We start from the raw sequence: 12,514 nt of genomic DNA, 5'->3' as shown, positions 1-12,514 counted from the left end.
CTCTTCGCGTGAGCACGAGCCAGCAGACGGATCCGCTGATCGGCCGTCTGGTCGACGGCCGATACCGCGTGCGTGCTCGCATCGCCCGCGGAGGCATGGCGACGGTCTACGTCGCGACCGATCTGCGCCTCGAGCGACGGGTCGCCCTCAAGGTCATGCACAGTCACCTGTCCGACGACACGGTGTTCCAGAGCCGGTTCATCCAGGAGGCGCGCTCCGCCGCGCGCCTGGCCGATCCGCACGTCGTGAACGTGTTCGATCAGGGCCAGGACGGCGAGATGGCGTACCTCGTCATGGAGTATCTGCCCGGCATCACGATGCGCGAGCTGCTGCGCGAGCAGCGACGCCTCACGATCCCGCAGACCATCACCATCATGGATGCCGTCCTCTCCGGCCTCGCCGCCGCGCACCGCGCCGGGATCGTGCACCGAGACGTGAAGCCGGAGAACGTGCTGCTGGCCGAGGACGGCCGCATCAAGATCGGCGACTTCGGCCTGGCCCGGGCGACGAGCGCGAACACCGCGACGGGTCAGATGCTCCTCGGCACGATCGCGTACCTCGCGCCCGAGCTCGTCACACGCGGCACGGCCGACGCCCGCAGCGACATCTACGCGCTCGGCATCATGCTCTACGAGATGCTCGTGGGCGAGCAGCCCTACAAGGGCGAGCAGCCGATGCAGATCGCCTACCAGCACGCCACCGACTCTGTGCCCCGGCCGAGCGCGAAGAACCCGGGCGTGCCGGAGCAGTTCGACGAGCTCGTCATGTGGGCCACCGAGCGGGAGCCCGACGACCGCCCCGTCGACGCGCGGGCCATGCTCGACCGGCTCCGCGAGATCGAGAAGGACCTCGGCGTCTACCCGCAGGTCGTGCGCACCTCCCCCGCCGTGCTCGCCGACGCCGACGGACTGGACTCCGGCGAGCTCACGAAGGTGATGCCCGGCACGTTCACGGCGCCGACCGTCACGACCGACGAGGACAACGCGACGCGGCTGCGCCGCCGCACGCGTCGCAACGCGGCGAAGGGCGTCTGGATCCTCGTCCTCGTGCTGATCCTGGCCGGTGCCGCCGGCGGGGTCGGCTGGTGGTTCGGGTCGGGGCCGGGCTCGCTCATCGCGGTGCCCGACGTCCGGGGCGGCACGTTCGCGGAGGCCCAGGCCGAGCTCGCGGAGTTCGGGCTGCGGGCCGTCGAGGGCAGCGACACGAGCCTCGAGGTCGATGCGGGCCTCGTGATCCGCTCCGAGCCCGGCGAGGGCGCGCGCGTGGAGAAGGAGGCGGAGGTCACGGTCGTGGTCTCCGCCGGTCCCGCCTCGCAGCAGGTGCCGACGCTGTCCGGGATGACGCTGGAGCAGGCCACGCAGGCCCTCGCCGACATCCGGATGACCGTCACGGCGACCCACTCCCGGTTCACGGATGCCGCCGAAGGCACCGTCATCGACGCGACCCTCACGCCGCGCGACGGCGGCGCGGGTGTCGACTGCAAGGACGGCTGCACCGCGCTGGAGGGCTCCGGCGCCGACCTGTACGTGTCGCTCGGCCCTGTCCCGGACGTCGTCGGCAACAGCGTCGACGCGGCGCGGGAGAAGCTCACGGCCGTCGAGCTCACCCCCGAGGTGACCGAGGCGTTCAGCGACAAGGTCGAGCAGGGCCGCGTCATCAGCATGGGCGCCCGCGCGGACGGCGGGAACTTCCGCCCCGGCGACACGATCCCCCTCGTGGTCTCGAAGGGCCCGCAGCTGTTCGAGATCCCCGGCGTCGTCGGCCAGACGCGCGACAACGCCGCGCAGCGCCTGCGGGACGCCGGCTTCGAGGTCAACTACTCCCCGCTCTGGAACGTGTGGCCGGACGGTCTCACGAAGGTCACCGCGCAGGACCCCGAGGGTGGCGCGTTCCGCCGGGCCGGGACGACGGTCACGATCCAGATCACCGCCACCGGCTGACCCCGCGCGAACGCGCGGGGACCAGGAGCAGCGGGTCAGCGCTTCTCGAGCTCCTCGGCGACGAGGAACGCGAGCTCGAGGCTCTGCATGTGATTCAGGCGCGGGTCGCACAGGCTCTCGTAGCGGGTCGCGAGGGTGGCCTCGTCGATCATCTCCGAGCCGCCCAGGCACTCCGTCACGTCGTCGCCGGTGAGCTCGACGTGGATGCCGCCGGCGAACGTGCCGACGGCGCGGTGCGCCTCGAAGAAGCCGCGCACCTCGTCCACGACGTCGTCGAAGCGCCGCGTCTTGTAGCCGGTCGGCGTCGTGATGCCGTTGCCGTGCATGGGGTCGGTGACCCACAGCGGCGTCGCCCCGGCGTCCCTCACGGCCTCCAGGAGCGGGGGCAGCGCATCGCGGATCTTGCCGGCACCCATGCGCGTGATGAAGGTCAGGCGGCCGGGCTCGCGCTCCGGGTCGAGCTTGTCGATGAGCGCCAGTGCCGTCTCCGGCGACGTCGTGGGGCCGAGCTTGACGCCGATGGGGTTGCGGATCTTCGAGAAGTAGTCGACGTGCGCGCCGTCGAGGTCGCGCGTGCGCTCCCCGATCCACAGGAAGTGCGCGGACGTGTTGTACGGCGTGCCGGTGCGCGAGTCGATGCGCGTCATGGGCCGCTCGTAGTCCATCAGGAGCCCCTCGTGCCCCGTGTAGAACTCGACGCGGCGCAGCTCGTCGAAGTTGGCGCCCGCGGCCTCCATGAACTTGATGGCGCGGTCGATCTCGCCGGCGAGGCCCTCGTAGCGCTCGTTGGCCGGGTTCTCCGCGAAACCGCGGTTCCAGCTGTGCACCTCGCGGAGGTCGGCGAAGCCCCCCTGCGTGAACGCGCGGATGAGGTTCAGCGTCGAGGCGGCCGTGTGATACCCCTTCAGCAGACGCTGCGGATCGGCGGCGCGCGAGGCCTCGGTGAAGTCGTAGCCGTTGACGATGTCGCCCCGGTAGGCCGGCAGCGTCACCTCGCCGCGGGTCTCGGTGTCGCTGGAGCGGGGCTTGGCGAACTGCCCGGCCATGCGCCCCATCTTCACGATGGGCATCGAGGCCCCGTAGGTGAGGACCACGGCCATCTGCAGCACCGTCTTGATGCGGTTGCGGATCTGCTCGGCGGTCGCGCCGGCGAACGTCTCGGCGCAGTCGCCGCCCTGCAGGAGGAACGCCTGGCCGCTGGCCGCGCGCGCCAGGCGCTCGCGGAGGAGGTCGACCTCGCCGGCGAAGACGAGCGGCGGGAGCGTCGAGATCTCGTTCGACACGGCGGCCACGGCATCCAGGTCGCCCCACAGCGGCTGCTGCTTGATCGGGAGCGTGCGCCAGTGGTCGAGATCGTGCTGCGGGGAGGGCATTCGGTCAGTCTACCGGCGCGGAAACACCCCTCTCGCCTTTGCTACGCGGGCGGGCGGCGGCCCTTGACGGTCGACGCGTAGACGTCCTCGTACTCCTGCTCGCCGAGGCGCTGCAGGGCGACCATGATCTCGTCGGTGACGGAGCGCAGGACGTACCGGTCGCCCTCCATCCCGCGGAAGCGGGAGAAGTCCAGCGGCTCGCCGATGACGATGCCGACGCGGCCGATGCGCGGGATCGTGCGGCCGATGGGCATGATCGCGCCGGTGTCGACCATGACGACGGGCACGACCGGGACGTGCGCCTCCAGCGCCATCCGCGCGAGGCCCGTGCGGCCGCGGTAGAGCTTGCCGTCGGGGCTGCGGGTGCCCTCCGGGTAGATGCCGAGCAGGTCGCCGCGGCCCAGCACCTGCAGGCCAGTGTTCAGCGACGCCTCCGACGCCTTCCCGCCGCCGCGGTCGATCGGGATCTGGCCGGTCGCCTTCATGAACATGCGGGTCGACCAGCCCTTGATGCCCTTCCCCGTGAAGTAGTCGCTCTTCGCGAGGAACGACATGGGCCGGTCGATCATGAGCGGCAGGAAAATCGAGTCACTCACCGACAGGTGGTTGCTCGCGAGGATGGCGGCACCGGAGGAGGGGATGTTGTTGCGGCCCACGATCCATGGCCGGAAGATCGCCTTCACGATCGGTCCGATGACCACGTATTTCATGAACCAGTAGAACATCGGTCAGCCCCGGATCCTCGCGAGGTCGGCCACGCCGATGAGACCCGCGTCGTTGCCGAGGGTCGCGATCGCGAAGGATGCCACGGGCCGGTCGCCGTAGCCCGGGAGCGCCGTCGAGTAGGCGAGCTGCACGGGGTCCAGCAGCCGGTCGCCGAGGCTCGCCACTCCCCCGCCGATGACGAAGAGGTCGGGGTCGAGCACCGCCTGGAAGCCGCCGCACGCCTCGCCCAGGGCGGTCGCCACGCGGCGGAGCGCCTCGAGCGCGCCGGGGTCGTCCGCCAGGACGAGCTGCGCGATGGCGGCGCCGTGCAGGTGCCCGTCCGGGTCGCGCATCGCGGCGAGGGGCGCGCCGATCCCGCCGGCGTCCGCGATGTCGTTCGCCTCCCGCTGCAGCGCCCGCCCGGAGGCATACTGCTCGAGGCATCCGTTCTGCCCGCACCCGCAGGGACGGCCGCCGCGGACGAAGCGGATGTGGCCGAGCTCCCCGCCGATCCCGTTGCCGCCGATGAGGAGCGCACCGTCGATGATGACGGCGCCGCCCACACCCGTGCCCATCGTGAGCATCGCCATGTTGCGGGAGCCCCGACCGGCGCCGAACCGGTACTCGCCCCACCCGGCGGCGTTCGCGTCGTTCTCGAGGGTCACGGGACGGCCGATGCGGGTCTCGAGCTCCGCGCGCAGCGGCTCGTTGGTCCAGTCGATGTTCGGCGCGTGGATGATGACGGAGCGTGTCGCGTCGATGAAGCCCGCCGCGGCGACGCCGACGGCGTGCACGTCGTGCCGGGATGCCAGTTCGCGCACCATGGCTGCGACCGCGTCGGCGAGTGCTGCGGGATCCACCGGGGTGGGGACGCGCAGCTGCTCGACGATCGTCCCGTCCTCTGCCACGACGCCACCGGCGATCTTGGTCCCGCCGATGTCGATGCCGACGTTCAGCACACGTATCCCTTCCGCCCGCGTGCGCCGCGGGGCATCCGTGAATTCTAGTGCGCAGGCGGTCGCCGCCGCAGGCGCGGCGGCCGTGCTGGAAACGGGTGAATCCCGGTTTCACAATTGATGAACCCGAGTCTCACTAGCAGGCGCCTGCGGGCGACTAGACTCGTGCCAACCCGTCACATCCGACGCCACCCGGTACCGAAGGAGTTGCCGCCCATGAGCGCCGTCCAGTTCGAAGTCCCTGCCATCGTCCCCGCGGACCCGCAGGCGAACGTCGCCGATCTTCTCGCCGAGCGTGTGAAGGCGACGCCCTCGCTCGCGCTCTTCGCCGTTCCGGAGGGCGACGGCTGGCGCGACATCACCGCCGCCGAGTTCGAGCGCGAGGTCATCGCGCTCGCGAAGGGGCTCGCAGCCTCCGGCATCCAGCCCGGCGACAAGGTCGGGTTCATCGCCCGCACGACCTACCACTGGACCCTCGTCGACTTCGCGCTGTTCTATGCCGGTGCCGTGATGGTACCGATCTACGAGACCAGCTCCGCGGCGCAGGTGAGCTGGATCCTCTCCGACTCCGGCGCCATCGCCGTCATCGCCGAGTCGGCGGAGCACGCCGCCCGCATCGCCGAGATCCGCGCCGAGGTGCCGCTCATCCGCGACGTCTGGGTCATGGACGAGGGCCACCTCGACACGCTTCGCACCACGGGCGCCGACGTCGCCGACGAGGAGATCCAGCGCCGCCGCGGCCTCGCCGTGGGCAGCGACATCGCGACCCTCATCTACACGTCCGGCTCGACGGGCCGCCCGAAGGGCTGCGTGCTCACGCACAGCAACTTCGTCGAACTGAGCCGCAACTCCGCGAAGGCGCTGCACGAGGTCGTCGCCAAGCCGGGCGCGTCCACGCTGCTGTTCATCACGACGGCGCACGTGTTCGCACGGTTCATCTCGATCCTCGACATCCACGCCGGCGTGAAGACGGGCCACCAGCCCGACACGAAGCAGCTGCTGCCCGCGCTCGGCTCCTTCAAGCCGACGTTCCTCCTCGCCGTGCCGCGCGTGTTCGAGAAGGTGTACAACTCGGCAGAGCAGAAGGCGGAGGCCGGCGGCAAGGGCAAGATCTTCCGCGCCGCCGCGCACACCGCCGTCGAGCACTCCCGCCTCAAGCAGGAGGGCAAGAAGGTCCCGCTGCTGACGACGATCAAGTTCCGCCTCTTCGACAAGCTCGTCTACGGCAAGCTCCGCACCGCCATGGGCGGGAACGTCCAGTACGCCGTCTCCGGCTCCGCTCCCCTGGGCCCGCGCCTCGGGCACTTCTTCCACAGCCTCGGCGTCACGATCCTCGAGGGCTACGGTCTCACCGAGACGACCGCCCCGGCGACGGTGAACCTCGCGACGAAGTCGAAGATCGGCACCGTGGGCCCCGTGCTCCCCGGTGTCGGCGTCCGCCTCGCCGACGACGGCGAGATCGAGGTGCGCGGGATCAACGTCTTCAAGGAGTACTGGCGGAACCCGGAGGCGACCGCCGAGGCGTTCGACGACGGCTGGTTCAAGACCGGTGACGTCGGCGCGTTCGACGAGGAGGGCTTCCTCACCATCACGGGCCGCAAGAAGGAGATCCTCGTCACCGCCGGCGGCAAGAACGTCGCCCCGGCCGCCCTCGAGGACCCGATCCGCGCCAACCCGATCGTCGGCCAGGTCGTCGTCGTGGGCGACCAGAAGCCGTTCATCGGCGCGCTGATCACGCTCGACTCCGAGATGCTGCCGACGTGGCTCGCGAACAACGACCTGCCCGCCGACATGTCGCTCGCGGACGCCGCGAAGGATCCGAAGGTGCGCGCGGAGGTCCAGCGTGCCATCGACATCGCGAACAAGAACGTCTCGCGGGCCGAGTCGATCCGCAAGTTCGCGATCCTCGACTCGGAGTGGACGGAGGCCAGTGGCCACCTGACGCCGAAGATGAGCATCAAGCGGAACGTCATCATGAGCGACTTCGCCGACCAGGTCGAGGAGCTCTACGCGGTGCCGGTCAACACGACGAACGTGTCGCTCGGCTGACCGGGCGGATGACGCGGAGAGGAGCCCGGGCATCCGCCCGGGCCCCTCTCCGCTGTCAGAACCAGCTGGATTCGCGGATCTCGCGCATCGCCTGCCGGCGGGTCTCCGCCGGGAGCCGGTCGAGGTAGAGCTTCCCGTCGAGGTGGTCGCACTCGTGCTGCAGGGCCTGGGCGAGCAGCCCGTCGCCCTCCAGCACGATCTCGTTGCCGTCGAGGTCGATGCCCGTGACCTTCGCGTGCGGGTGACGGATCGCGTCGTGCCACAAGCCGGGCACCGACAGGCAGCCCTCGCCGACGGGCTCGGGGTCGCCGGATACCTCGAGCACCGGGTTCAGCACGTACCCGATGTCGCCGTCGATGTTGTAGCTGAACGCGCGGAGGCCGACGCCGATCTGCGGCGCGGCGACACCCGCGCGGCCGGCGGGCTCGACCGAATCGAGCAGATCGCGGACGAGGGCGCGGATGCCGTCGTCGACGACGTCCACGGGCGCGCTGGGCGTGCGGAGGACGGGGTCGCCGAACAGGCGGATGGGACGGACGGCCATCAGGCGGCGGCGGACAGGGCGCGCAGGCCCTCCACGACGGCGGCGGCGACCTCGCGGGCGGCCAGGCGCGTCTCGGGGCGGAGCTCGCGGAAGCTGATGGCACTGCCGGCGGCGATGTGCGGGTCGTACGGGACGCGCACGACGGTGCGCACACGGCTGCGGAAGTGCGCCTCGAGCTCGGCTGCGCGCACGAGCGGCGTACCGGGGCGCGAGGTGTTCAGCACGACGACGGCGCCGCGCACCTGCTCGGCGAAGCCGTTCGTCTCCAGCCAGGTCAGCGTCTCGGACGCGAGACGCGCCTCGTCGACGCTCATGCCGGCGACGACGACGAGCTGATCGGCCAGCTCGAGGGTCGCCTCCATGACGGAGTGGACGATGCCGGTGCCGGTGTCGGTCAGCACGACGGAGTAGTAGTGCGCGGCCACGGCGGCGACGTCGTGGTAGTCGCGGTCGTTGAACGCCTCGGACACGCGCGGGTCGGCGTCGGAGGCGAGCACATCCAGACGCGTCTCATCCCGCGCGACGACCGCGGAGAGGTCATTGAAGCCCACGACCTCGCCGCGCATGCGGACGAGGTCACGGACGGTCTTGCCGCTCGTGCTGCCGACGCGCTCGGCGAGCGTGCCGCGGTCGGGGTTGGCATCCACCGCGATGACCCGGTCTTCCCTGGCGTCGGCCAGCGCCATCCCGAGGAGTGTCGTGACGGTCGTCTTGCCGACGCCGCCCTTGCGGGACAGCACCGGCACGAACTTCGCGCCGCCGGTGAGGGGCGCCGCGATGCGGCGATCCATCTCCTTGCGGGCGCGGGCGCGCTTGCTGTCCCCGAGGTTGAGGCGGTGACCGGAGACGACGTAGAGCAGGTGCTGCCAGACGCCCTCCGGCTCGGGGCGCACGACGTGCGCGGGGTCGAGCAGGCGGTCGGCGGTGAGCAGGTCGGGGGTCTCGCGGCTCGCCTCGAAGTCGTCGAGCCGGCGGGACTGGAGCGAGACGTCGGCGGGGCGCGGGTGGCGCAGGCGCTCGACGGCGTGCTTCGCGTCGACGTCGTCGAGGTGGTGCGCCGCGCGCCGCGTGGCGGGCTGGGGCCCGGTGACGGACGGGACGATCACGGCGTCCTCGATGTCGGCGTCGTCCGCCGCCGGCGCGGGAGGAGCCGCGTCCTCGGCGGGGATGACCGTGACGTCGTCGGTGTGGATCGTCGCGGGCTCGGATGCCGCCGTGTCGATGACCTCGTCGGTCGGGGCGTCGTCCTGCTCGAGGAGCTCCGTGCGGCCGTCGTCGACCACGTCGTCGTCGACGTCGTCATCGTCCGCGGCGTACGCCGGCAGCGCGACCTCGACCTGCGCCGTGGCGCCGTCGATGATGCCGATGCCCGTCGTGTCGATGCTGTCGGTGCTGTCGAGGACGCCGTTCTCGGGATCGTCGGGCGTCGGGTTGTTGCGGTCAGGGGTCACTGGTGCTCACTCCACGTCGCTGTCGGGCGGTCCGCCCGACGTTCCAGACTACTCGGCGGGGCGGACGACCAGCAAAAGGTCACCCGCCTCCACCTGCGCCGTGGCGGGGATCGCGAGCCGTTCGACGACGCCGTCGACGGATGCGGTGATGGCCGCTTCCATCTTCATGGCCTCGATGGACGCGACCGGCTGACCGGCCGTGACCGTGTCGCCGACCCCGGCCTTCAGCGTCACGACGCCGGAGAAGGGGGCCGCGACCTGGCCCGGACGCGATGTGTCGGCCCGCTCCGCCTGCCGCGCCTCGACCGTGATGCCGCGGTCGCGCACGAAGACCGGCCGCAGCTGCCCGTTCATGGTGGTCATGACGGTGCGCATGCCCTTGTCATCGGCCTCGCCGATGGCTTCCAGCCCGAAGTACAGCTGCACGCCGCGCTCGATCTCCACGACGTGCTCGGTGCCCGGCACGAGACCGTACAGGTAGTCGGCGGTGTCGAGCACGCTGAGGTCGCCGTACGTGTCGCGCACCTCGCGGAACGCCCGGGTCGGCGCCGGGAAGAGCAGCGTGTTGAGGGTGTGGCGGCGCGTCGCGGAGTCGGCCGCGAGAGCCGCGGTGTCCTCGTCGGAGATCTCGGTGACGCCGACGCGCACCTCGCGCCCCCGCAGCACCTTCGTGCGGAACGGCTCCGGCCACCCGCCCGGCAGGTCGCCGAGCTCACCGGCCATGAAGCCGACCACCGAGTCCGGCACGTCGTACTTCTCGGGGTTTGCCTCGAAGTCGGCGGGGTCGGCTTTGACGGCGGCGAGGTGCAGCGCGAGGTCGCCCACGACCTTCGACGACGGGGTCACCTTCGGCACGCGGCCGAGGATGGCGTTCGCCCCGGCGTACATGTCCTCGATGAGCTCGAAGTCGTCCGCGAGCCCCAGCGCGATCGCCTGCTGGCGGAGGTTCGAGAGCTGGCCGCCGGGGATCTCGTGGTGGTAGACGCGGCCCGTGGGGCCCGGGAGCCCCGACTCGAACGGGCGGTACATGTGGCGCACGGCCTCCCAGTACGGCTCGAGGTCCGCCACGGCGCCGAGGTCGAGTCCGGTCTCGCGCTCCGTGTGCGCGAGGGCTGCGACGAGGGCGGAGAGGGAGGGCTGGCTCGTGGTCCCGGCCATGGGGGCGGCGGCCGCGTCGACGGCATCCGCACCCGCGGCGCTCGCGGCCAGCAGCGTCGCGAGCTGCCCGCCGGCGGTGTCGTGCGTGTGGACGTGCACCGGCAGGTCGAAGCGCTCCCGCAGGGCCGTGACGAGACGTGCGGCAGCGGCAGGGCGGAGGAGCCCGGCCATGTCCTTGATCGCGAGGATGTGCGCACCGGCATCCACGATCTGCTCCGCGAGGCGCAGGTAGTAGTCCAGCGTGTAGAGGTCCTCGCTCGGAGACAGCAGGTCACCGGTGTAGCAGACGGCGACCTCGGCGACGGCGGTGCCGGTCTGCAGGACCGATTCGATCGCCGGACGCATCTGCGACACGTCGTTGAGGGCGTCGAAGATCCGGAAGATGTCGACGCCGCTCGCGGCGGCCTCGCTCACGAAGGCGTCGGTGACGGCGGTGGGGTACGGCGTGTAGCCCACGGTGTTGCGGCCGCGCAGCAGCATCTGGATCGCGACGTTCGGCAGCGCCGCGCGCAGCGCGTCCAGGCGCTCCCACGGGTCCTCGCCGAGGAAGCGCAGCGCGACGTCGTACGTCGCCCCGCCCCACGCCTCGACGGACAGCAGCTGCGGGGTCAGGCGGGCGACGTAGGGCGCGACCGTGACGAGGTCCTTCGTGCGCACACGCGTCGCGAGCAGCGACTGGTGGGCGTCGCGGAACGTCGTCTCGGTGACCGCGAGCGCGGTCTGCTCGCGCAGCGCCTTCGCGAAGCCGGCGGGGCCGAGCTCGAGGAGCCGCTGCCGCGATCCGGGTGCCGGCTCGGTGGTGAGGTCGACGTTCGGGAGCTTCGAGGCGGGGTCGACGGTGAGCGGGTTGTCGCCGTTCGGGCGGTTGACGGTCGTGTCGGCGAGCCAGGCGACGAGCTTCGAGCCGCGGTCCTTGGACTCCTTGCCCTTGACCAGCTCCGGTCGCTCGTCGATGAACGAGGTGGAGAGGTCGCCGGCGATGAACGCCGGGTCATCGAGCACGCGCTGCAGGAAGGGGATGTTCGTCGAGACGCCGCGGATGCGGAACTCCGCCAGAGCACGCCGCGAGCGCTGCACGGCGGAGGCGAAGTCGCGTCCGCGGCAGGTGAGCTTCGCGAGCATCGAGTCGAAGTGGGGGCTCACCTGCGAGCCGGCGGCGGTCGTGCCGCCGTCCAGGCGGATGCCGGCCCCGCCGGGCGAGCGGTAGGTGGTGATCTTGCCCGTATCGGGGCGGAAGCCCTGCGTCGGGTCCTCGGTCGTGATGCGGCACTGGAGCGCGGCACCACGCAGCCGGATGTCCTCCTGGCGCAGGCCCAGCTCCTCGAGGGTCTGCCCGGCGGCGATGCGCATCTGCGACTGGACGAGGTCGACGTCGGTGACCTCCTCGGTCACGGTGTGCTCGACCTGGATGCGCGGGTTCATCTCGATGAAGACGACCTCGCCGGTGCGGGGACCGGCGGTCTCGAGGAGGAACTCGACCGTGCCGGCGTTCTCGTAGCCGATCGACTCCGCGAACGCGACGGCGTAGGCGTGCAGGGCGGTGCGGACGCCGTCGTCGAGGTTCGGCGCGGGGGCGATCTCGACGACCTTCTGGTGGCGGCGCTGCACGGAGCAGTCCCGCTCGAAGAGGTGCACGGTGTGCCCGGTCTTGTCGGCGAGGATCTGCACCTCGACGTGGCGGGGCCGCTGGACGGCCTGCTCGAGGAACACGCGCGCGTCGCCGAAGGCGCTGTCGGCCTCGCGCATCGCCTCGGCGAGGGCGGGCGCCAGCTGATCCTTGGACTCGACGCGGCGCATGCCGCGTCCGCCGCCGCCGGCGACCGCCTTGACGAAGATCGGGAAGCCGATGTCGTCGGCCTGCCCGAGGAGGAGGTCGACGTCGTCGGAGGCCGGCGTGGAGCGGAGCACGGGGACGCCGGCGGCGACGGCGTGCTCCTTCGCGGTGACCTTGTTGCCGGCCATCTCGAGGGCGCGGGCGGGCGGGCCGATGAACGCGATGCCGTTCGCAGCCGCCTGCGCGGCGAGCTCCGGGTTCTCGGAGAGGAAGCCGTAGCCGGGGTAGATGGCATCCGCCCCGCTCTCCTTCGCGACGCGGATGATCTCGGCGACGTCGAGGTAGGCGCGGACCGGGTGGCCCTTCTCGCCGATCTCGTATGCCTCGTCGGCCTTCAGCCGGTGCAACGAGAAGCGGTCCTCGTACGGGAACACGGCGACGGTGCGCGCCCCCAGTTCGAACGCTGCGCGGAATGCGCGGATAGCGATCTCACCGCGGTTTGCGACCAGGATCTTGCGGAACATCTGCACCTCTATGGACCTAGGGCGCCACTGCGCGGCCGCC

Annotated in this window: 8 protein-coding genes; 2 read left to right on the top strand and 6 right to left on the bottom strand. The window is 71.3% G+C overall.

What is annotated here, in order from left to right:
• The first annotated feature begins 8 nt into the window (after positions 1-8).
• Entirely contained in the window at positions 9-1,940 is a 1,932-nt protein-coding gene (gene pknB / locus MSA03_RS09415) for a Stk1 family PASTA domain-containing Ser/Thr kinase (protein ID WP_147050707.1), read from the top strand.
• 35 nt (positions 1,941-1,975) lie between these two features.
• Here pknB and MSA03_RS09410 read toward each other — a convergent pair whose 3' ends face one another.
• Genes MSA03_RS09410 through MSA03_RS09400 form a run of 3 tightly spaced genes read right to left on the bottom strand, consistent with a single transcriptional unit; the run spans position 1,976 to position 4,977 of the window.
• Positions 1,976-3,313, bottom strand: a complete 1,338-nt coding sequence (locus MSA03_RS09410; protein WP_028495899.1) for a class II 3-deoxy-7-phosphoheptulonate synthase — start codon at positions 3,311-3,313, stop codon at positions 1,976-1,978.
• Between the two features lie 41 nt (positions 3,314-3,354).
• The gene (locus tag MSA03_RS09405) at positions 3,355-4,038 is read right to left on the bottom strand and encodes a lysophospholipid acyltransferase family protein (protein ID WP_051526188.1); all 684 of its coding nucleotides are present in this window, start codon (positions 4,036-4,038) and stop codon (positions 3,355-3,357) included.
• Positions 4,039-4,041: 3 nt separating this feature from the next.
• Positions 4,042-4,977, bottom strand: a complete 936-nt coding sequence (locus tag MSA03_RS09400; protein WP_028495900.1) for an ROK family glucokinase — start codon at positions 4,975-4,977, stop codon at positions 4,042-4,044.
• A 213-nt stretch (positions 4,978-5,190) separates the two neighbouring features.
• On the opposite strand from MSA03_RS09400, the gene MSA03_RS09395 reads away from it, so the two are divergent.
• On the top strand, positions 5,191-7,023 hold the full coding sequence (locus MSA03_RS09395) for an AMP-dependent synthetase/ligase (protein ID WP_147050705.1): 1,833 nt from the start codon (positions 5,191-5,193) through the stop codon (positions 7,021-7,023).
• Positions 7,024-7,078: 55 nt separating this feature from the next.
• Here the strand turns inward: MSA03_RS09395 and MSA03_RS09390 are convergent, their stop codons facing one another.
• The 3 genes from MSA03_RS09390 to MSA03_RS09380 are packed head-to-tail and all read right to left on the bottom strand — an operon-like array spanning position 7,079 to position 12,474.
• Positions 7,079-7,567, bottom strand: coding sequence for a peptide deformylase (locus MSA03_RS09390; RefSeq protein WP_028495902.1), 489 nt, complete (start codon positions 7,565-7,567; stop codon positions 7,079-7,081).
• Positions 7,567-9,018, bottom strand: coding sequence for a MinD/ParA family ATP-binding protein (locus MSA03_RS09385; protein ID WP_174799874.1), 1,452 nt, complete (start codon positions 9,016-9,018; stop codon positions 7,567-7,569). Before MSA03_RS09385 ends, MSA03_RS09390 begins: the two co-directional genes overlap by 1 nt.
• 48 nt (positions 9,019-9,066) lie before the next feature.
• Positions 9,067-12,474, bottom strand: coding sequence for a pyruvate carboxylase (locus MSA03_RS09380; protein ID WP_147050703.1), 3,408 nt, complete (start codon positions 12,472-12,474; stop codon positions 9,067-9,069).
• Between the last annotated feature and the right edge of the window lie 40 nt (positions 12,475-12,514).

Origin of the sequence: Microbacterium saccharophilum (genome assembly GCF_007992455.1) — a bacterium.
Classification (GTDB): Bacteria; Actinomycetota; Actinomycetes; order Actinomycetales; family Microbacteriaceae; genus Microbacterium; species Microbacterium saccharophilum.
The sequence above is the reverse complement of the archived record's forward strand: the minus strand, read 5'-3'. Positions and strand labels throughout refer to the sequence as shown.

Coding starts and splice junctions, on each gene's coding strand:
- MSA03_RS09410 (WP_028495899.1), bottom strand. CDS start 3,313: ATGCCCTCCCCGCAGCACGATCTCGACCACTGGCGCACGCTCCCGATC.
- MSA03_RS09405 (WP_051526188.1), bottom strand. CDS start 4,038: ATGTTCTACTGGTTCATGAAATACGTGGTCATCGGACCGATCGTGAAG.
- MSA03_RS09395 (WP_147050705.1), top strand. CDS start 5,191: ATGAGCGCCGTCCAGTTCGAAGTCCCTGCCATCGTCCCCGCGGACCCG.
- MSA03_RS09390 (WP_028495902.1), bottom strand. CDS start 7,567: ATGGCCGTCCGTCCCATCCGCCTGTTCGGCGACCCCGTCCTCCGCACG.
- MSA03_RS09380 (WP_147050703.1), bottom strand. CDS start 12,474: ATGTTCCGCAAGATCCTGGTCGCAAACCGCGGTGAGATCGCTATCCGC.